The following is a 21,464-nucleotide window of genomic DNA, read 5'->3' as shown; positions in this document are numbered from 1 at the left end:
AACCTCTACCCCGGCGCGGCGCCGGTGACGACTTTGCGGATGTTGTTGGCGCCCTCGTCGATCACGTAAAGGCTGCCATCGGTCGGGTCGAAATACAAGTCGCTGGGGTTGGCGAAACGCGCCGCTGATCCGACCGCGTTGACCGTGCCCATCTCTTTGCTGCCTGCCAGCGAGCTGACCACGCCGCCCGCCGATATCACGCGAATGGTATTGTTATCCGTGTCCGCGACGAAGATGTCGCCTGCTGCATCGCACGCGACTCCCTGCGGGTGGTCGAAGCGCGCGCTCGCGACGGGGCCGTCGACGAAGCCCACGCTGTTGGTCCCTGCGACGGTCGAGACGGTGCCGTCCATGGTGATCCTGCGGATCTCGTTGTTGTCGCGATCGGCGACGTACAGGCTCTTGTCCTTCGCACAGTACGCGATCCCGCGCGGACCGCTGAACGAGGCTGCCGGCCCGACGCCGTCGGCGCTGCCGGCAGTCCCGGATCCAGCGAACGTCGTGACTGTCGCGTCAGGAGTCACCTGGCGGATCACGTGATTGCCGTAATCAGTGACGTACATATTGCCGTTGTCCGGATCGAACACGATATCAGCCGCCGCGGTGAAGCGAGCGTTGGTCCCGACCCCGTCCGCCCGGCCTGGTCCTGCGCCTGCATAGTCATGGTGATCGCCCGTTGCGGGGTCCACGACGACGACGCCGTTCGTGCCCGGACAGTGCGTCGAGACGAGCATTCCACCGACGGCCTCGCTGCAGTGGATCGCTCCGGTGGCCACATACACCATTCCGTCACGCGGGCTGACCAGGATCCCGTTGGGATAGGGAAAGCTGGTGACCCGGCTGACCGTTCCAGCGGCTGTGATCTTTCGAAGCGAGTCATCATTGGAGAATGAGTTGCCGGTGATCGGGTTCCAGTGTCTGAGAGAGCTTGAGACGCCGACGTAGACATCGCCCGTTTTGGGATTGCGCGCGATCCCGTGAAGGACGTTGCGGCCATGCGGAAGCAGGCCCGGATCGACCACCGCCGTCACCGTGCCGACCGGCGGGCCGACGGGCGTCGGTGCTGGCGTCGCTGTCGGCGTCGGCGTGGGTGTCGGCGTGGCCGCTGGCGTCGGCGCCGGAGTGCCCGCGCCCGTGAGCAGCAGCGCGAAGGAAGCAATGGCAAGCGTTGCAAGCAGCCTGAGCATACAGCACCTCTCTACGAAGAAAGGGGCGCGCTAGTGGATGATCGGGCCGGTTTGCACCACTTCGAAGGCACTGGCCGGAACGCTCTTGAGCTGATTCAGATCGTTGTCGTCCCAGCGCGTATCCGTCGAGCCGCTGATGTACCAATCCGATCCGTTGTCAGCGATCATCATACCGTACTTCTTCAGCGCCTTCAAGATGACCAGTGACGCCCCGGTGAAGCCGCTGATGTCGTAGCTGGCTTTGAGCCGCACCCGTAGGCCCATCGGCGGACAGTTCGGGTTTGAGCAGTTCGACGCGAAATGCGTGGCGGGAAGGATGAAACCGGCCTGCGTCTTGCTGACCGTGAAGCGCAGCGCGTGGTAGATCGCGCCCGTTTGCACGGTCTCGTCGTATCGCGCTAATCCCGCCACGATCGGCAGCCCTGCCGCATCCGCCGACGTCCAATAGTACGGACGCAGCGCGTTTGAGTTGAAATGCCACACCGCTCCCGACCCGGCGTTCCAACCTGGGCCGACGTAGAACGCGTAGTACATCTCATAATCGATGCAATGGTCGATATCGACGACGAGCACGTGCCGGTCGCCGGTGCTCCCCGATCCGCCTTCGACCGGCGCGTTCGACGGTATCGGGTACGGGCCCGGGTCGCTCTCGGATCCGTACAACGTGAAATTGATCGGCACGAAGGGCTGCGTGTTTCCGTGCACCGTCACGTATGGTATGCCATACGTCGGGTTCGAGCCGAAATCGGGATGGAGGTTGGTCGTGGCGGCGTTCATCTGCGCCAGATAGTTGGCGGAGTTCGGATCGGCCGGCAATCCGGAGATGTCTTCGTTCCACGGGTTGTCCGAGGGGAACACCTGACACCCGCCGATCGAGGCGACGTTGCCCGGCGGCGCCGTCGGCGTCGGGCCGGTGCTCGGCATTGGATTTCCACCGCCGGGATTCGTGACGCTGCCAGGCGCGCCCGCGCCGGCGCAGGCCGTCAGGAAGAGGCAGACCAAGGCGCAGCGCCAGATGCTCACATTCTAGTTTTCGGCAACTGCCGGGGGTAGGCCGCGTGACTCCGGTTACGGTGTGATCGGCAGGGTGCTTCCGACGGCTTCGTCCTCTTCCGGTGCGAGCACGAGCCGCGTCGCCAGCCGGCGCTGGCGCCAGCGCTCGACCGCGCCGACCACGACCACGTACATCACGGGGACCAGGAACAGCGTCAGCAGCAGCGAGCTCGTCAGGCCGCCGATGATCACCGTACCCATGGACTTGCGGAACTCGGCCCCTTCGGTGAAGCCGAGCGCGAGCGGCAGCATGCCCATGATCATCGCAGCGGTCGTCATCATGATCGGACGGAACCGCACGGCGGCGGACTCCCGGACCGCGTCGATGATCGACATGCCGCGCGCGTGCAGCGTATTCGCGTAGTCCACCAGCAGGATGCCGTTCTTGGCCACCAAGCCCATGAGCATGACGATGCCGAGCATCGAGAATATGTTGAGCGTCTGCCCCGCGAAGAACCGCACGTCCGGCGCGACCATGTGGACGATGTTGCAGAACGCGAGGATGCCCAGCGCGCCCACCAGCGCCACGGGAATGCTCAGCATGATGATCAGCGGCTCGAGGTAATTGCGGTACAGGATCACGAGCAGCATGTAGATCAGCACGAACGAGGTCAGCAGCGCGATGCCGATCTTATTGATCGTGTCGCCGAGGAACTGCGTGTCGCCTTCGGCCTGGACGTTCACGCCGGGCGGCAAGAAGCCGGGCTGCTTGAGGACCTCCTGCACTTTGCTGTCGATAGGCCCGATGGGCGCGCCGCCCACCGTGCTCGCGAACACGCGCACGATGCGCTGGCGGTCCTGGCGGCGCAGCGTCGGCGGCTCCGTCACCCACTTGAAGGTCGCGATGTCCGATAAAGGCACGAGCGTGACGCCGTCTTGGGCGCGCACCGGGACGTAGGTGAGATTGCGATAATCGTTGCGGATGCCCGCCGGCAGCTGGACGATGGCGTTGACCAGACCCTCAGGCATGCGCAGCTTGGTGGCGATGATGCCGCCGACCGCGGCGCGCGCGGTCATCGCAGCGGCTTGCGGTGAGACTCCCAGCGCCGCGGCCTTGGCGCGATCGATGTCGATCTCCAGGCGCGGCCCGACGATCTCGCTCGTCGCGGTCACATCGATCGTGTTGGGCAGCTTCTTGATGAAGGCCACGAGCTTGTCGGCGGCCGGGTACAGATTTTCGGGCGTGCCCAGCAGCGTGTAGGTCAGATCGGCACCGCCGCCGTTTTGCGCGCCGCCTGCGGTGATCACCGCGCCCGGAACGAGCGAGCCCATGTTGCGGATCTGCTCGACGACGAGATGCTCGTCGTGGCGCTTGTCCGGCTTGAGATCGACCTGCAGATTGGCGACGTACCCGCCGGTCACGTCGTTGGAGTCCTGGCCGACGTTGACGACGACATCGCGGACGTCCGTGCGCTTGCGCAGTTCGGCGGCCATCCGCTCGGCTCCGGCGGCGGTGACCTCGATCGGCGTGCCCACGGGATAGGTGAGGCTCGCGACCGCCGCACCGTACTCGGTGTTGGGTTGGAACTCGAACGGCACGAGCGTGCCGACCGTGACCAGTGAGGCCAGCACGAGGCCGAGCGAGCCGAAGCCGACGATATACGGATGGCGCAAGGCCTTGGGCAGCATCACGTCGTGATACCAGGCGCGCAAGCCGTCGAACCAGCCGTTGAAATGATTGTAGACGAGCACCAGCACGGCGATGCTGGCGGTCAGCATGAGCAGCGCGATGAGCATCGGTCCGCTGACCACCTTGATCAGGTTCAGGCCGATGGCCAGCACCGAAAGACCGCCCACGACCGCGAGCGTGAGCGCGATCGTGCGCTGGGAGAGCAGCGTCATCTTGGGCTTGCGCACCAGCGCCCAATGAGCGGCCAGCAGCGGCGTCAGCGTGAACGAGACGAGCAGCGAGAACAGCGTCGCGGTCACGATCACCAGGCCGTACTCGCGCAAGAACTCGCCCACGATACCCGACATGAACGCGATCGGCGTGAACACGACGACGTCCACGAGCGTGATCGCGATCGCCGCACCGCCGATCTCGGTGCGCCCGACGATCGCCGCCTCTTCAGGCGGCTTGCCCATCTCCCTATGGCGCGTGATGTTCTCGATCACGACGATGGAGTCGTCCACCAAGATGCCGATCGTCAATGACAGCCCCATCAGCGACAGAAGGTCGATCGAGAATCCGAGCATCCACATGACGAGGAAGGTCGCGAGGATCGACGTCGGAATCGCGATCATCACCACGAGCGCGCTGCGCATCACGTGCAGGAACAGCAGCAACACCAGCGCGGTCAGCAAGATACCTTCGAACAGGTTTTGCATGACGCCGCCCACCGCTTCATGCAAGAAATCCTCGTCGGCCTCTAGCTCGGAGAAGCGGGCCTCCGGATACTTGATCTGCAGCTTCTTGAATTCGTCACGGATAGCGGTGGTGGTGCGCTGCGTGTCCGCATCCGAGTCGTGCGCCACGTTGAGCACGATCGCCGGCTGGCCGTTGACATCTGAGGCGAGCCGGTGGTCCTGATAGGTGTCGACGACCTTGGCGACATCGCCGATCTTGATCTGGTTGGGCGATGCGTTGGGCACGACAAGCGGCAGCTGCGCGATCTGCGCCGGGTCGGTGATGTCCGCGCGCACGCCGACAGTGGCCTCGCGGAACGCCTCGTCGAGGCGGCCGCCCGGGAAGCTGACGTTGCCCTGATTGACCGAGTTGTAGACGTCGAGCGGGGTCGCGCCGAGCATCATCAGGCGCGCCGGGTCCGGGTTGACGTGGACCTCGCGTATGAATTCGCCGCTGACGTTGACGAAGCCGACGCCGTGGACGCCCTTGAGCGCGGGCACGATCTCGTTTTCGACCAGGTTCGAGAGCTCGACCGGCGAGAGCTTGGTCGAGGTCATGTACTCGGTGAGGATCGGCTGCGCGTTGGGGTCTTCCTTGGCGACGATCGGCGGGTCGAGATCGGCCGGCAGGTTGACGCGCGCCGCGTCCACCGCCTGCTGCACGTCGGTGGCGGCGAAATCGACGTTGGAGCCCAGCTTGAGCTGGATGATTATCGTCCCGGCGCCCTCTTGAGCGCGCGCGAAGATCTTGTCGACGTGGCGGACGTTTTGGAGCTGGTCCTCGATCGGCCGGATGACGAGGCGCTCGATCTCCTGCGGGCTTGCGCCGGGGTAGCCGGCATATACCGAAACGACCGGGAACTGGACGTTCGGGTTGATGTTGACGCCCATCTGGAAGAAGCCGATGACGCCGAACAGCGCGACGGCTAGGAAGAACAACGTGATAATGGTCGGTTGCCGGATGGCAAAACGCGTCAGCCACATGCCTGGTCTACCCTCGGGACAGTCTGGAAGTTACAGGTCAACCGGCGTCGAGCGCTGCGCCCGCGCCGTCTTCCGGCTCTTCTTTGGCGACTTTCAGTTGCCGGGCCAGCCTGCGCGCCGCCAACCGGTCGAAAAAGCCGACGATCGCCACATAGACGACGGGCACGACGAACAGCGTGAGGAACAGCGAACTGGTCAGGCCGCCGATGATGACCGTGCCGATAGACTTGCGGAACTCCGCGCCTTCGGTCAGGCCCAATGCCAAGGGCGTCATGCCCGCGATCATCGCCGCCGTCGTCATGACGATAGGCCGGAAGCGGATCGCCGCCGATTCGCGCATCGCGTCGCGCAGCGCTAGGCCGCGGGCGCGCATCGTGTTCGCATAATCCACCAGCAGGATCCCGTTCTTGGCGACCAGGCCGGTGAGCATCACGACGCCGAGCATCGAGAACAGGTTGAGCGTCTGGCCGGCGAACGGCCGCAGATAGAAGCGGCCCAGCTGGATGTGGAAGTCCGGAAACGCCAGATTGAACAGATTGAGCACGACCAGGATGCCGATGACGCCGACGATCGCAGCCGGGACGCTCATCATGATGACGAACGGCGTGAGGTAGCTGCGGTACAGCACGACCAGCAGCATATAGATGAGGATGAATGACGTCAGCAATGCGAGCCCGATCTTGGCGATGGCATCGCCGAAGAGCTGCGTATCGCCCTCGGTCGAGACGTGCACGCCGGCCGGCAGGAAGCCGGGGGTCTTGAGCGCGTCATTCACCTTGTCGACGATCGGCCCGATCGGCACCCCGTTGGCGGTGTTCGCAGTCACGTGGACGACGCGCTGCCGATCCTGGCGCTCGATGTACGGCGGCTCGGTCGTCTTCGTGAAATCGGCGACGTCGCCGAGAGGCACGAGCTGGCCAGTGGCCGACGAGCGCACGTCGACCGTGCGCAGCTGCGCCGGATCGTTGCGCGTCTGCGGCGGAAGCTGCACGATGGCGTCGATGAGCCCCTCGCGTTGCCGCACGCGCGTGGAGATGACGCCGCCGATCGCGGCACGCGCCGTCAGCGCCGCGTCCTGCGGGCTCACGCCCAGCACCGCCGCGCGATCGCGGTCGATGTTGATCTCCAGGCGCGGCCCGACGATGGCGTTGCTCGCGGTGACATCGGTGGTGTTCGGCTGCTTGGTGATGAATGCGACAAGCTTCTTGCTGGCGGCGTCGAGCTCTTCGGCCGGACCGGTCAACGTGAAGAAGATCGGCGGTTGGCCGGCGTTCGCCGCGCCGGCGGCGGAAAGGCGCGCGCCGGGCACGAGGTAACCGAGCGATGCCACGCGGGCGACGATGCCGCGCTCCTCATGGCGCTGATCTTGATACAGGAACGCCCAGATATGCGCGACGTTGCCGCCGACGATCTCGGTCACGCCGTTCGCCGCACGGCCCACCGTCACGGAGACGTTCTTGACGCCCTTCATCTGCTCCAGCGCGGCGCCGATGCGCGTCGCGCCCGCGGTGGTCACCTCGATCGGCGTCCCCGGCGGATAGTTCAGGTCGATGCTGGCGTAGCCCCACTCCGTGTATGGCTGGAACTCGCCCGGCAAGATCCCGGTCGACAGCAGCACGCCTGCGAGCACGATCGACCCGAGCACCAAGCCGAAGGAGCCGAAGAACGTCAGGTACGGATGCGACATCGCCATGGGCAGCCAGCGATCGTGGTACGCCACGCGCATGCGTTCGAACCAATCGGCGAAACCCTTGAAGAACCCGGACGGCGGGCGCGGTTTGCGCACCAGGGCCCAGTGGGCCGCCAGCAACGGCGTGAGCGTGAACGACACCAGCAGCGAGAACAGCGTCGCGCACACGACGACCAAACCGAACTCATGCATGTACTGCCCGATGATGCCCGACATGAACGCGATCGGGGCGAAGACGACGACGTCGACCAGCGTGATGGCGATCGCCGCCCCGCCGATCTCCGAGCGGCCGGTGATGGCCGCCTCGTCGGGCGGCTGGCCCATCTCGCGATGGCGCGTGATGTTCTCGATGACCACGATCGAGTCGTCGACCAAAATGCCGATCGTCAGCGACAGGCCCATCAACGACAGCACGTCGACGGTGAAGCCGAGCACCCACATCACGAAGAACGTCGCGAACAGCGATGCGGGAATGGCGATCATCACGACCAGCGCGCTGCGCCACACGTGCAAGAACAGCAGCAGCACGAGCGCGGTCAGCAGAACGCCTTCGAGCAGATTCTCCAGCACGCCGTTGATCGAATCGCGCGTGAAGTACAGATCCGCGTCGATCTCGGCGAACTTGATCTGCGGATAGCGCGTCTGCAGGTCGGCGAAGGCCTTGCGCACGGCCTCGGTCGTCTTCACCGTGTCGGAGGTGGCGTCGCGCGATATGCTGACGATGTTCGCGGTCGTGCCGTTCACGGTCGAGATGACGCGATGATCGGCATAGCCGTCGACCACGGTGGCGACGTCGCCGATGCGCAGCGGCTGGCCGGTGACTCCCGCCGGAACGCCGCTGGTCAGCGCGAACGGGTTGATGAGCGGTAGATGTGCGATCTGCGATGCGTTGGTCAGGTCCGCCCGCACGCCGACGGTCGACTCCGCGAAAGGTTCGTCCAATCTGCCGCCCGGCATGCTGACGTTGCCCGCGGCGAGCGAGTTATTGACGTCCGAAAGCGTGAGGCCGACGCTTCGCAGGCGCGCGAGATCGGGTTGAACGGTGATCTGACGGGTGTACTTGCCGCCGACCTCGACCGCGCCGACGCCCTTGACGCCGCGCAGCACCGGCACGATCTCGTTCGTGATGACGTTCGAAAGCTCGACGGGCGAGAGCACCGTCGACGTGATCGCCTCGGTGAGGACCGGCTGCGCCCCAGGATCGAATTTCTCGACGAGCGGAGGATCGAGGTCGTTCGGCAGGTACAGCCGCGCCGCGTCGACCGCGTGCTGCACGTCCGTGCCCGCGAAGTTCACGTCCGTGCCCAGCTTGAACTGGACGTTGATGCTGGCCGTGCCCTCTTGCGCGGTCGCGCTGACCTTGTCCAGATGCGGCAGCCCCTGGATCTGGTCCTCGATCGGCTTGACGATGAGGCGCTCCATCTCTTCAGGGCTCGCGCCAGGATAGGTGGCCGTCACCGAGACGATCGGGAACGAGACGTTGGGGATGATGTTCTCGCCCATCGAAGCGTAGCCGATCAGCCCGAACACCGCGACGGCCAGGAAGAACAGGGTGGCGATGATCGGTTGGCGGAGCGTGAAGCGGGTCAGCCACATGGCAATGCGATTGTTGGCAATGGAGCGGTCGAATTCATGCGACCGCCCCGGAAATATGGAGCGGTCGAGTTTACTCGACCGTCGAACTCACGCCGATGCGACGATCGTCGCGAGCCCGCGCCGCTGCCCAAGCGAGTGCCAGAGCGCTCGATCGCCCAGATAGTGGCCATGCGACCATACGACCGCGGGCGGGGACGGCAGCTGCGCATTGAGACACGTGTAGTGGAGGCCGGGCTCAGGCGCAGGGTCCGCCGTGCTGCGCGCCCGGCCGTACGAGGCGATCGCGTTGGCCACGACGTCGCTGAAATACCAATAGTTCGTCCAGAACATCGGCGGCCGCGACGCGGCGCCCGCCGGCCGTAACGCGCTCTCATCCGCGCTGAACAGCCGCGAGTACAGGTCTGCCTTGAACTCGCCGACTTGCTGCGGCGCGACCGGCCGCGCGCAACCAAGCAGATAATGGGTCTTCTCCAGGGCGCTGCCGTAGCTGACGAAGCAGCGCAGCCGATTCCACGAGGACTCGTCCAGCCCGCCCTCCATCAACAGGCGATGGAGTTCGACGATGACGTCCATCAAGATGCTCGAACCGAGGCTGTGCCCGACCAGGAATACGCGATCGTAAAGCGGCTTGGCGATCAGTCCATCCTTGGTGCGCAGCACCGAGAGCACGGTATCGCCGACGATCTGCAAGATCTTCTCGCGCAGCAAGTAATAGCGCTGGTTCTCGTTGTGCGTCGCGTAGATCTGGATATCGCCGACGCGATCGTTCAAGAAGTCGATCATGAGGCTGAGCAAGAGGCGAGCGGAGGTCGTCGTCACCAGCAGCCACCCGAGACGGCCGAACACGTCGAAATATTCGCCCCCGGCGCCCCAGCTCGTGACTGCGACGATGGCAAGGCCGAGGATCACCAGCAGGATCGGCCGCCTCGTGCTGCGGCCGGCGCGCGAGACGAAGAGCAATGGGACCAGGCGCGATAACCCTTGCGCGACGAGATAGCCGCCGGCTAGCCCGACGAGCAGCGCTATCCATGCCGGCAGCGGGCCGGACGTGAAGCCCAAATACGCGCGATACGCGCTGCCGATCGACAAAATCGCCAGCAGCGCCGCGAGCAGCGCGATTGCGACGATGTACGCGACATCGTACGTCGTCTTGGCGCCCGGCGCGGCGATGCGCATGTCGGCCACCGGCGAGAAGATCGAGCGCATGAGCCACGAGAGCACGCTCGGCGCATTCGTCTGGCCCTTGTCGGCCGGACTCCAATAGCCTTCGAACACATCGACCGAGGGCTCTTGCAGCACGTCGACGCCATGATTGTCGCAATGCACGCGCACCGCGCTCGGCCGCACACCCTCGAGCACCTCATTGCGCTGCACCGGCGGCCAGATGGCATCGGCATGCCATTGGCCTTGACGCGGCGGCGCCTCGCCGCCGAAACGTTGGCGGCGCTCGTCGTCGGTCTCGGTGTTCAACGCGTCGCGCAGTTCGGCCGCGAACTGATCCTGTATCTGGTAACGATCGAGCGGACCGATGCCATGGACGATGATAACGGCGCTCTTCATCCGGTACGCGTGTTCGCCTCCGGGCCGCGTTTCCCCGTCCCGCAGGATACCGAAGCCCGCGCGGGAACCGCACGCTTACGACTCTACCGTCATCGCGTCACAGGAAGGACGATGTAATGCGATCTCGAGTTTTTCGTTTTTCTCTCGGACTGGTCGTGGCGCTCCTCGCGCTCAGCGCGATCGGTCTGGCGGACACCACTCCAGGCATCGAATCAACGCCGATTCCGGCCGCGAAGAAACCGGATTTCTCGTCGCTGAAGTTCTCGCTGGGCACGTGGTCGTGCTCGAGCCGCAGCGCACGCCGGCCCGCTCCGTACACCTCGACGGGCACCAGCTCAATCGATCCATCAGGGTATTGGATCGTGACCGATACCGCGACGGCGAAGACGTCGTGGGCGCCGGCGACCAACAGCGTCGACAAGATCACGTATGATTCGGACCAGCATCGCTGGGTTGACGTCTACACCGACGACGTCGGCGGCTACGACGTCTCATATTCGCCAGGCTGGAGCGGCAGCACGATGGTCTGGACCGATGCTTTGTTCACGCCGGGTCCGGACATCATCGCGACGTCGCCAACGACGATGACGAAGGTGAGCGACACGAAGATGACCTCGCACAGCACGTTCAAGGAGAAATCAGGCCGCACGATCGCAGTCGATTCGGTCTGCACCAAGAGCTAGAGGAACAGGAACACGGCGCCGACGAGCGCCACGAACGCGCCGCTGATGACCTCGCCGTAGCGCTCCAGCGGGCCGATTCGCAGGCGCTCCAGGCCAGCCGCTGACAGCACGCACGTCACGACGTACGTGCCGATGGTCGTCGCCGTGAACACGACCGCGAGCGCCAGCTCGGCGTAGATGCCGTATTTCGCCGCGGCGAAGAACGTCGGCAGCGCCTCGACGCTCGGCGACGAGCCGATGACGAGCATGATCGAGGTCGAGGTGGCGATCTTCTTGGCTTCCGCCGCCACTTCGGACTCGAGCTCCGCTTCGGGCTCGCGAGCCTCGCGCAGCGAGCTGATCGCGATCCAGAGTCCGAACGCGATGAGCGCGAGGCCGGATGCGATATTGACGTAGTGCCCATAGCGCTGCGCGGCAGCGACGCCGACCAGCCACGCGACCGCGCCGATGGCCAACGTGGAGAGCGTGTGGCCGAGTCCTGCGCCGGCGGCCGTCCACGCGGTATGGCGCCGCGACCAGCCCTGTTGGCGCGCGAGCAGCGCGATCGGCGCCCAATGATCGGGCACGAGCGTGTGAAGCACGCCGATGACCGCGACGGCGACGAGCAGCAGGCCCACTATTGCGTCTCGAACTTCGCCATCTCGTGTCCGCGGTGGACGGCGCGGCCGATCGGGCGCATGCCGAGTTTCTCGAGCACGTGGATGGACGCGCGATTATCCGGGCGCGCCACCGAGACCAGACGGCTCAGGCCCAGCGCCGCGAACGCGTGCGTCATGACCGCGCGCGCGGCTTCGGTCGCGAAGCCCTGTCCCCAGAACGGACGGCGCAGCATATAGCCTAGCTCCACCTCGCCGGTCTCCGGAAGCGTCGTAAGCCCGGACTCACCGAGGATCTCCCCGTGCGCGCGCGAGACGATCGCCCAGTCGCCGAACCCCGCGCGATAATGCTCGATCGTCGTCTCGAGCGCGGCGTCGGCTTCCCGCGGACTCAGCGGCACGCCTTCGTGCAGGTGGCGCATCATGTCCGCGTCGGCGAGCATGGCGCGGAAGTCCGCACGGTCGGCGTACGTCCAGCGTCGCAACGCGAGGCGCGGCGTGACGATCACCGGCTCCGGAAACGTGACGGTGTACAGCCACCAAGCTTTGCGCTTGCTGCGATCTTTCGGGTTGCGCTCGAAGTACAGCCGCATACGCAGCAGGTCGGTGGTCTCGACGTCGAAGTAGTGGCGCCGCACGTACACGTCGCCGCGATCTTCTCCCATACCGCGCTGCGTGGCGAGCACGCGGGCGACCTCGAAGCGGCCCTCGCGCCATGTGAACGCTCGGGGAACTCCCGGTTCTCCACGAGCCATGGCGCTCAGATCCGCGGAGCCGGCTTCGGGCGAGATGCGCTCGCTGACGAACGCGGGGCGTTGGCTGGTTGTCATGGCCGGCGCTAGGGTTCTGCCGGCCCGCGCGCTAACCTTGGCGGTCCAATTCGGAGGGTATCTAATGAAGATAGGCGTCATCGGAAGCGGCGATGTCGGGCGAGTCCTGGCCGCCGGTCTCATCGGGATCGGCCATGAAGTCAAGATCGGCTCGCGCGAACCCGACAGCGATAAGCTCAAAGAGTGGAAAGCGGCCAACGGGCCCCGCGCCTCGACCGGTTCATTCGTTGATGCGGCCGCGTTCGGCGAGCTGATCGTCCTCGCGACGCTGTGGAGCGGCACGCACAATGCTCTCCGACTGGCCGGCACGGAGAACTTCAAAGCCAAGACGGTCATAGACGTCACCAACCCGCTTGTATTCTCGGAGCACGGACCGCCGGGGCTCGCGTTGGGCTGGAACGATTCTGGCGGCGAACAAGTGCAGCGTTGGCTGCCCGACGCGCGGGTCGTGAAAGCGTTCAACATCGTCGGCAACGGCGATATGGTCAACCCGGACTTCCCGTGCGGACCGCCCGATATGTTCATCGCGGGCAACGACGACAAAGCCAAGGAAGACGTCAGCACGATCTTGCGCGCGTTCGGATGGAACGTGATCGACATCGGCGGGATCGAGGGCGCGAGGCTGCTCGAGCCCATGTGCATCTTATGGGTGGTCTACGCGATGCGCACCAAGAGCCGCGACCACGCGTTCAAGCTGCTGCGCAGGTGACGGGCGAGGAATTGCCGCTCACCGCTGATAACGTCCGCAAGGTGAAGCGCCTAGCTGCCATCGCCGTTGCTGCGAGCGTGCTGTTCGGCTGCTCGCAATACAGCACGACCGCACCCGTTCCCGCCGGCCGGGTATTGCTGGTCGCGAACAGCACGGCCAATTCGGTGATCGTCTTCAACGTCGTCGGAGGCACCGCGACCGCCGTGCAGACGATCGTCGGCCCCGATACCGGCTTGAATTTTCCGACCGGCGTGGGCTTTAGCGCCGGGCTTATCTTCGTCGCGAACAACCACGGCGACACGGTGACGGTCTACGCCAAGAATGCGAACGGCGACGCCGCGCCGGTCACGACGATCTCCGGAGTCAACCCGGGGCTTGACCACCCCACTGACATCGACGTCGACAGCACGGGCCGGGTCTACGTCGGCAATAGCGCCGGCAACAGCGTGCGCGTGTTCGCGCCGAATGAGACCGGCAACGCCGTTCCGCTCGCATCGATCGTCGGGCCCGACACCGCGCTCGACCATCCCGTCGCGCTGCACCACGACGGCGCCGGCAACGTCTACGTCGTCAATACCGCGAACAGCAGCGTGACGATCTATCATAGCGCCGACATCTTCTCGTCGGTGTCCGGCGACGTCATCCCATTCGCCACGCTTTCAGGCGCGATGACGGGCCTTGTCAACCCGAGCGGCATCGTGCTCGACAGCGCCGGCAACGTCTACGTCACGAACGACTTCCCCGACTCGATCACGGTGTACGCGCCCAATCCCACCGGAGATCAAGCGCCCACCGCGACCATCGCCGGTCCGGCCACCACCCTGAACGGGGCGGGCGACATCGATATCGTCGGAAGCGATCTCGTCGTCGCGAACACGGGCGCGAATGATCTGCTGGCTTTCCCGTTCAGCGCGAACGGCAACGTCGCGCCTGCGTATACGGTCAGCGGCTCGGGTCTGATGTTCCCGAACGGTCTAGGGACGGAATAAGAACCGCCGCACCCCGCAGTTTCCCGCCGCGCAGATCGGCCAACGCGTCATTGGCCCGTTCGAGCGGATAGCGCGTCACCCACGTGCGCACCGGCACCTGCGGTGCCAGCGCGAGAAACTCTTGGGCGTCGCGGCGCGTGAGATTGGCGACCGAGCGGATCTGGCGCTCTTCCCACAATAACGCGTAGTCGAACGACGGGATCGCGCTCATGTGGATGCCGCCGCACACGACGATGCCGCCACGGCCCAGCGCGCGCAGGGCGGTCGGCACCAGCTCGCCTGCAGGGGCGAAGATGATCGCCGCATCGAGCTGTTCGGGCGGCACGGCATCCGATCCACCTGCCCACACCGCGCCGAGTTCGCGTGCGAATGATTGTGCGGCGGCGTCGCCCGGCCGGGTGAACGCGAAGACACGCCGTCCTTCATGGCGCGCGATCTGCGCGATGATGTGCGCGGCGGCGCCGAACCCGTAGATGCCGACGCGCTCCGCGTCGCCAGCCATGCGCAACGACCGGTAGCCGATGAGACCGGCGCACATGAGCGGCGCAGCTTCATCGTCTCCATACGCAGCTGGAATCGCGAAGCAGAACGCCTCATCGGCGATGGTGGCTTGCGCGTATCCGCCGTCGACGTCGTAGCCCGTGAAGCGTGCGTGCTCGCAAAGATTTTCGCGACCGTCCCGGCAGTAGCGGCACGTGCCGTCCGTTCCGGCCAGCCAGGGCACGCCGACCCGATCGCCGGCCCGAAAACGCTGCGCACCCGGGCCACCGACCTCGACTGTGCCGATGATCTCGTGTCCGAGCACGAGCGGCAGCTTCGGATGCGTGAGCTCGCCGTCGTAGATATGCAGATCGGTGCGACAGACCCCGCACGCCAGCACGCGGATACGGACGTGGCCGGGCGGCGGCGCGGTATCGGCGACTTCAGCGGCGCGCAGCGGCCGTCGCGGCGCGTCGAGCAGCATCGCATGCATCAACGGCTCGGATTCGCTCGCACCGGCGCCGCCTCCGCCATAGGCGCTCTCCGTCGACGCGTAGAACACGCATTCGAGGATGCATGCATGCCGTTAGAGATGCTCAATACCGTCGCGTCGATCGGCACGCTGGTCGTCATCGGTGCGACCGCGATCGCGGCGATCGTCCAGCTGCGCCACATGCGCGCCGCGAACCAGCTCGGCGCGGTGCTGGCGCTCGAACGCGACTTCCGCACCCATGAGCTGCAGGAATCGTTCCGCTACGTCCAGCGCGAGCTGCATTACAAACTGCAAGATCCCGCCTATCGCGCAGAGCTCGAGGAGATCGGTTTCATCGACGACCGCACGCACCTCGAGATCAGAGCGATCAACTGGTTCAACGAGCTTGGCACGCTCGTCAAGAACGATCTTGTGACCGAGAGCGCGTTCATGGACATGTTCAGCCGGCTCGTGGTCTCATACTGGGAAAAGCTTGAGCCTGCGATCGCGATCATGCGCCGGCGGCGCGGCGATTCGCAGTACCACGATTTCGAATACCTCGCCATCCGCGCGCGGGAGTGGCTCGCCCGCCACCCGCGCGGTACGTTCCCCGACGGCATCCGGCGCACTGCGCTGCGCGATCCGTGGGCGACGCAAGACGCACAGGCGGGGGCCAAGCGCTAGCGCCGCTCCGAGGGTCCCCGGCGCGTGCTTGCCGAAATATAGTATAGTACATGCTCACCAAGCTCTTCGTCACGCGCCCGACCCTGGCGGCCGTCCTGGTCGCGCTCATCACGATCGGCGGCCTGCTCGCGGCCTCGAGCCTGCGCATGCAGGATCTGCCCAACGTCGACGTGCCGCACATCGTCGTCATCCTCTTCTACCCAGGCGCATCGCCTGCCGAGATGAGCGACGGCGTCGTGCGCCCCATCGAAGACCAGCTCGCCGGCGCGCCCGGCCTCGAGCACATCCAGACCCGCGTCCAGCAGGGCTTCGCGACGGTGCTCACCGAGTTCAGCCTGCACTCCAAGAAGACCGACGCGTTGGTCGAGGTGCAGCGCCGCATGCAAGCGGTCCAGGCGCAATTGCCCGCCGATCTGCCCGCTCCGGTCATCGAGACCTTCGATCCGGGTGAGTCGGACATCGTCTCGCTTTCGGTCGCATCGGACACGCTCTCTCCCGGCGCTCTCTCATCGCTGATCAGCAACAAGATCGTCCCCGCCATCGAACAGGTCAACGGCGTCGGCAACGTCGAGTCGTACGGCATCGTCACGCCGTCCATCGAAGTCGAAGTGGACCCGCGCAAGCTCCAGTCGGCAGGGCTCGCCATCAACGACGTGGTCGGGGCCATCGCGGGCAGCAATGTGCGCGCACCCGGCGGCATCCTCTTCGGCGACCAGCGCGAGACCGGCATCAACATTCGCGGCGACATCACGGGCGCAGCGTCCGTGGCCGACCTGCCGATCGGCTCCGCGCCGCTCACCGATAGCCAGTTCCGGGCGCTGCTCAATCCGAGCGTGCCCTCGCCGCGCCTCTACAAGGTCGCCGACGTCGCCAAGGTCTCCGACGGCAACGAGCCGCAGCGCATCTACGCCTACGTCAACGGCAAGCCGACGCTGCTGCTCAACATCAAGAAAGAGACGAGCGCGAGCGAGATCGACACCGCGCGCGGCGTCCTCAAGATGCTGCCGGAGCTGCAGCGCCAGTTCCCCGACGTCATCATCACGGTCATCAACGACCAATCGAGCAGCACGCGCCAGCAGGTGTACGGCGTGATGCGCACCCTCATCGAGGGCATCATCCTCGTGGCGATCGTCATGGTCTTCTTCTTGCGCTCGTGGCGCAACGCCACGGCGGTGCTCATCGCCATTCCGACGTCGCTGTTCGCGACGCTCATGGTGATGCAGCTGGGCCACTTCACCCTCGACACCGTCTCGCTGCTGGCGATGACGCTGATCACCGGAATCCTTGTCGACGACTCGATCGTCGTGCTCGAGAACATCCAGCGCCATTACGAGATGGGCGAGTCGCCATTCCTCGCCGCGATCAACGGGCGTCTCGAGATCAGCCTGGCGGCGATCGTCATCACGCTCGTGGACGTCGTCGTGTTCTTGCCGATCGCGTTCCTGCCCGGCATCGTCGGCCGCTTCCTTTCCGAATTCGCGCTCGTCGTGGTCACCGCGACGCTGGCATCGCTTGTCGTCTCGTTCACGGTCACGCCCGCGTTGGCGGGCAATTGGGCGCTGCTCTCCAAGGGACGATTCATCAGCTTCACGGCGCGATTCGCCCGTTTCTTCGAACGCCTGCGCGCTTGGTACGCGGACGTGGCGCTGCCTTGGGGGCTCAGCCATGGCGGCACGGTCGCGACCATCGCCGTTGTCTCGCTCGTCGCGGCGCTGGCGCTCATCCCGCTGGGCGTCGTCGGCTTCGAATTCGATCCGGCACAGGACAACGGCGAGATCTTCGTCCAGATCGGGTATCCCAGCGGCACGCCGCTCCTCAAGACGCGCGACACCGCGCTGGCGATCGAGCACGAGGTCGACGCCATTGACGACGTCCGTTCGGAGGCGACCATGGTCGGCGCGGCGATGTCGCCGGTCGGCGGCTACCTGGTGGATGGAGCGATCGCGCAGATCGATATCCACCTCAAAGATCGGCGCAAGCACTCGACCGACTATTGGGTCGCGAAGCTGCGCGACATCGCCCAGCGCCTCGCGGCCGGCGCCGCGCCTGTCGTCATCCCCGTGACGGATCGCCACAGCGGCAACTCGCAGCCGCTCGACTACCTTGTGACCGACACGAGCGGCGATCCATCCAAGTATGCGCAGCGCGTCTATGAGCTGCTGCGCGACACGCCTGGGGCCGTCAACGTCTATAGCTCGGCGGCGACGCTCGCTCCGCAGCTGAACGTGACCTTCGACCGCGACCTGGCACGCGGCCACAACATCAGTCTGCCCGCCGCCGCGACGGCGATCCGCGCCGCGTTCGACGGCGTCCGCGCCACGCAATTCGAGGGACCCGACGGGCTCAAGGGCGTGCAGGTCATCTACCCGCCGCAGTACCAGCGCGACAAGCGCCAGCTCCTCGACGTGCCGCTGCGCACGCTGACCGGAGAGATCGTCAAGATCGGCGACTTCGCGCGGCTCGACAACAGCGAGGGCCCGCGCAGCATCGACCGCGTGGATCGGCAGACCGTCGTGCACGTGAGCGCGAACGTCGAACCCGGCGTCGCGCTGTCCAACGTCGACAGCGCGTTCCAGCGGCGCGTGGCAGACTTGAGCCTCCCGGTGTCGGTGAAGGTCGTGCCGAACAGCGCCGGCAATCAGCAGAACCTCAGCGACACGGTCAACGGCATGGCGCTGGCGATCGTGTTGGGCGTGGTGCTCGTCTTCCTCTTGATGGTGGCGCTGTACAACAGCTATGTGACGCCGTTCATCATCATCACGTCGGTGCCCCTTGCGGTCGTCGGTGCGATCGGCGCTTTGGCGCTCACGCGCGAGACGCTCAACGCGTTCTCGATGATCGGCACGGTGTTGCTGATCGGCTTGGTGAGCAAGAACGGAATCCTGCTCGTCGATTTCGCCAATCAACTGCGCGAGCGCGGCATGGACCGGCTCGCGGCGATCCGCGAAAGCGCGCGCACGCGCTTCAGACCGATCGTGATGACGACCGTGGCCATGATCTTCGGCATGCTGCCGCTCGCGCTCGGACTGGATCCGGCCGTGGCATCGCGCAGCTCGCTCGGCGTCGTCGTCATCGGCGGACTCATCAGCTCGCTGCTGCTCACACTCGTGCTCATCCCCGTGGTCTATATGTGGCTCAGTCCCAAGGAGATCAAGGTCAAGGGCGAGCGGGTCGCCGCGGCATTGCGCGCCGTCAACGACCCGGACGAGCTCGACAGCTCGGGCACAGGCGCGGCCCGCTAAACCGTCCAACCCCACGGCATGCTTTCGCGCGGCGTACGCGACCAGTCGCTTCTAAACGCCTATTGGATCCCGTTGAACTTCCAGGGCGCGGCCCTGCTGGCGATCGCCGTGCCCGCCGCGCTGTTGAAGTTCCAGACCGCTTCGGGCCACACGCAGCAGCTCGCCATCCTGGCCAGCATCGTGGCAGCGATCTCGATCTTCGTGCCGCCGCCGGTCGGCGCGCTCTCAGACTATCTGCGCCGCCGTGGAGGGCATCGCCGGCCCTTCATCCTGGCCGGGACCGTTCTCAACGCCGTTGCGCTCGTCTGGCTCGCATACAGCGGAACGCTGTGGTCGTTCACCGCCGCGCTGTTCGTCGCGGTGGTCGGGCAGAGCATCAGCACCGCAGCCTATCAAGCGCTCATCCCCGAGGTCGTGCCGCGCGAGGACTGGGGCACGTCGGCCGGTTACCAGGGCGTGGCATCTCTGGTCGGCGCGGTCGGCGGCCTGGCCGTCGCCAGCCTGACCACGCCGGAGCAGACGTTCCTGTGGACCGCGCTCGTCGTCGCGCTGGGCGGCGTGACCGTCGCGCTGACGCCGGAGGGCCGCTACGTCGAGCCCGACCACGTCCATGTCAGCGATTGGCACAACTTCAGCGTCGTGTTCGCGTCGCGTTTTTTGACCAACACGGGGCTGACGCTGCTGAGCACGTTCGTGCTGTATTTCTTCCGCGACGTCGAAAAGGTCGAGAACCCGTCGGTGAGCACGGGTTTGTTCGGAGTTCTCGCGCTCGCCGGCGCGATCGTCACCGCGTTTTGGACGGGCACGCTTTCCGACCGCGTGCCGCGTAAGTACGTCCTCGCTGCCGCCGGCATCCCGATGGCGCTGGCCGGCTTGGGCTTTGCCATCGCACCGCAGCAGCGATATCTCATCGTGTATGCGCTGTGCTTCGGCCTGGGCTACGGCGCGTTCTTGGCCGTCGGCTGGGCGCTGGCGATCGACTCGGTGCCGCAGATGCGCGATGTGGCACGCGACCTCGGCATCTGGGGCATCGCGTCGGGCCTGCCGAGCGTCGTCGCGCCGATCGCGGGCGGCTGGCTCATCGCCCACTATCTGAGCCCTCTGGCCGGCTACAAGATGCTGTTCTTGCTCGCGGGCCTCACCTTCGTGCTGGGTTCGGTCGTCGTCTTGTGGGTCAAGCCCCGGCCCGTCCCCGCGGTCGCAGACAGAGCCGTGGACCTCATCAGGCCGCCTTCGTGATCAGCTTTCAGACGGTCGCCTGTTTCGGCATATGGCCGTGGTATTGGAATGCCTACCGCGTCCGCGGGTGGGGCCGGCTCCCGAACCCGCGCGGTCCGACGCTGTGCATCGCCAACCATCAGCACGATCTCGATGACAAGGTCACGATCTCGTACCTCCAGCGCGGCGGTCCCTGGAACAAGACGATCTACACGGTCAGCGGCCGGCGGCTGTTCGAACCCGGTGCATTCGGCTATCACGTTCCGTGGACCGAGTCGCTGATGCGCGGCGTTGACCCGTCCAAGCTGTTCCATGCGATCGGCATGGTCCCGATCGAGAACCAGCCTCGCACGAGACCAGTCGCCGGCTTCGCACAGGCCGTGTACGACCGCCACGGCGATCTGCCGCTGGCCGATGTCTTCGCGCCCGCCATTCTCGACATGCTGGGCACGGATGCCGAGGGCAAGACGCTCTCGTACCTGTTCGCCTCGACGAACTTCCGCCGGTCGCGCGGCTTGGAGGTTCCGATCAAATCGATCCGCGAGCCGTACCGCCGCGAGCTGCTCGACGAGATGCGCGTCCAGATGGACGAAGATATGCGCGGGCTTGAAACGCTGCTCGCGAGCGGCGAGACGTTTTGGCTGACGCCGGAGGGACGCTTCTCGAAGACCGGACGCATGAACAAACTGCGCGAGGCGCTATGGCGTCTCGCGCCACTCGCGCAGGAGATTTACACGATCGCCATCAGCTATGACCCCTTCGTCGGCCGCCGTCTCTCGATGCTCTTCCGCGTGCTGCCGGCGCTCGACCGCAACGACATCGGCAACTCGATGAAGGCGCCCCGGCCTGTGACCGTGAGCCAACTGCTGGCGGACTATCTGTGCGGCGCCGAGCTCGAACAGCGCGCCGAGGCGACGTTCACGCAGGCGCAGGCGCTCGACGCCGTGCGTGAGCGGCTCGCGGCGCTGCCGCCGATCGCGTGGGTCGATCCCGAGCTGCGCGCATCGCCCGAGCGCATGACGCGCGCTGCGCTGCGCGGGCTGGTGCGCCTGGGCATTGCGGCCCCCACGCAAGACGGCTACCGTTTGACAGGCGTCCGCGTCGACCCGCGCTTTCCGAACGCGGAGGACATCCTCGACCATCAA

General features: G+C 65.8%; 15 protein-coding genes. 7 read left to right on the top strand and 8 right to left on the bottom strand.

All coding sequences use genetic code 11. The features are described from left to right. Positions 1-5: 5 nt before the first annotated feature. From VKF82_12565 to VKF82_12545, 5 genes are all read right to left on the bottom strand, one after another. On the bottom strand, positions 6-1,187 hold the full coding sequence (locus VKF82_12565) for an SMP-30/gluconolactonase/LRE family protein (protein ID HME82889.1): 1,182 nt from the start codon (positions 1,185-1,187) through the stop codon (positions 6-8). 30 nt (positions 1,188-1,217) lie between these two features. Next, positions 1,218-2,210 carry a hypothetical protein gene (locus tag VKF82_12560; protein HME82888.1) on the bottom strand — a complete coding sequence of 331 codons (993 nt, stop codon included), beginning with the start codon at positions 2,208-2,210 and terminating at the stop codon, positions 1,218-1,220. 45 nt (positions 2,211-2,255) lie between these two features. Further along, positions 2,256-5,570 carry an efflux RND transporter permease subunit gene (locus VKF82_12555; GenBank protein HME82887.1) on the bottom strand — a complete coding sequence of 1,105 codons (3,315 nt, stop codon included), beginning with the start codon at positions 5,568-5,570 and terminating at the stop codon, positions 2,256-2,258. A 37-nt stretch (positions 5,571-5,607) separates the two neighbouring features. Then, the gene (locus VKF82_12550) at positions 5,608-8,856 is read right to left on the bottom strand and encodes an efflux RND transporter permease subunit (protein HME82886.1); all 3,249 of its coding nucleotides are present in this window, start codon (positions 8,854-8,856) and stop codon (positions 5,608-5,610) included. Between the two features lie 87 nt (positions 8,857-8,943). Next, positions 8,944-10,416: a hypothetical protein gene (locus VKF82_12545; protein HME82885.1), complete on the bottom strand. Its 1,473-nt coding sequence runs from the start codon at positions 10,414-10,416 to the stop codon at positions 8,944-8,946. Positions 10,417-10,532: 116 nt separating this feature from the next. Here VKF82_12545 and VKF82_12540 point away from each other — a divergent pair, with 116 nt between their 5' ends. After that, positions 10,533-11,099: a hypothetical protein gene (locus tag VKF82_12540; GenBank protein ID HME82884.1), complete on the top strand. Its 567-nt coding sequence runs from the start codon at positions 10,533-10,535 to the stop codon at positions 11,097-11,099. On the opposite strand, the gene VKF82_12535 is transcribed toward VKF82_12540, so the two are convergent. Beyond that, complete coding sequence (locus VKF82_12535; GenBank protein ID HME82883.1) at positions 11,096-11,716, bottom strand: hypothetical protein; 621 nt, start codon at positions 11,714-11,716, stop codon at positions 11,096-11,098. The genes VKF82_12540 and VKF82_12535 overlap by 4 nt on opposite strands. Then, positions 11,716-12,525 carry a GNAT family N-acetyltransferase gene (locus VKF82_12530; protein ID HME82882.1) on the bottom strand — a complete coding sequence of 270 codons (810 nt, stop codon included), beginning with the start codon at positions 12,523-12,525 and terminating at the stop codon, positions 11,716-11,718. Before VKF82_12530 ends, VKF82_12535 begins: the two co-directional genes overlap by 1 nt. A 64-nt stretch (positions 12,526-12,589) precedes the next feature. On the opposite strand from VKF82_12530, the gene VKF82_12525 reads away from it, so the two are divergent. Together VKF82_12525 and VKF82_12520 are read left to right on the top strand one after the other, a co-directional pair. Then, positions 12,590-13,234 (top strand): NAD(P)-binding domain-containing protein, encoded by a 645-nt coding sequence (locus VKF82_12525; GenBank protein ID HME82881.1) that lies wholly within the window; start codon positions 12,590-12,592, stop codon positions 13,232-13,234. A 41-nt stretch (positions 13,235-13,275) separates the two neighbouring features. Next, positions 13,276-14,223 (top strand): beta-propeller fold lactonase family protein, encoded by a 948-nt coding sequence (locus tag VKF82_12520; protein HME82880.1) that lies wholly within the window; start codon positions 13,276-13,278, stop codon positions 14,221-14,223. On the opposite strand, the gene VKF82_12515 is transcribed toward VKF82_12520, so the two are convergent. Next, positions 14,177-15,265 carry a zinc-dependent alcohol dehydrogenase family protein gene (locus VKF82_12515; GenBank protein ID HME82879.1) on the bottom strand — a complete coding sequence of 363 codons (1,089 nt, stop codon included), beginning with the start codon at positions 15,263-15,265 and terminating at the stop codon, positions 14,177-14,179. The two genes, VKF82_12520 and VKF82_12515, sit on opposite strands and share 47 nt — an antisense overlap. 18 nt (positions 15,266-15,283) lie before the next feature. Between VKF82_12515 and VKF82_12510 the strand changes: the two genes are divergently transcribed. The 4 genes from VKF82_12510 to VKF82_12495 form a co-directional block, all read left to right on the top strand. Then, positions 15,284-15,859, top strand: a complete 576-nt coding sequence (locus tag VKF82_12510; protein HME82878.1) for a hypothetical protein — start codon at positions 15,284-15,286, stop codon at positions 15,857-15,859. 50 nt (positions 15,860-15,909) lie between these two features. Continuing rightward, positions 15,910-19,101, top strand: a complete 3,192-nt coding sequence (locus VKF82_12505) for an efflux RND transporter permease subunit (GenBank protein ID HME82877.1) — start codon at positions 15,910-15,912, stop codon at positions 19,099-19,101. 18 nt (positions 19,102-19,119) lie between these two features. Beyond that, complete coding sequence (locus VKF82_12500; GenBank protein ID HME82876.1) at positions 19,120-20,340, top strand: MFS transporter; 1,221 nt, start codon at positions 19,120-19,122, stop codon at positions 20,338-20,340. Then, positions 20,337-21,464 (top strand): hypothetical protein (locus tag VKF82_12495; GenBank protein HME82875.1); only part of this gene is annotated, 1,128 nt, incomplete at its 3' end. The genes VKF82_12500 and VKF82_12495, both read left to right, overlap by 4 nt.

Source organism: Candidatus Eremiobacteraceae bacterium (genome assembly GCA_035314825.1).
In the GTDB taxonomy this organism is placed as follows: Bacteria; Vulcanimicrobiota; Vulcanimicrobiia; order Eremiobacterales; family Eremiobacteraceae; genus JAFAHD01.
This window is presented reverse-complemented; position numbering and strand designations above follow the sequence as displayed.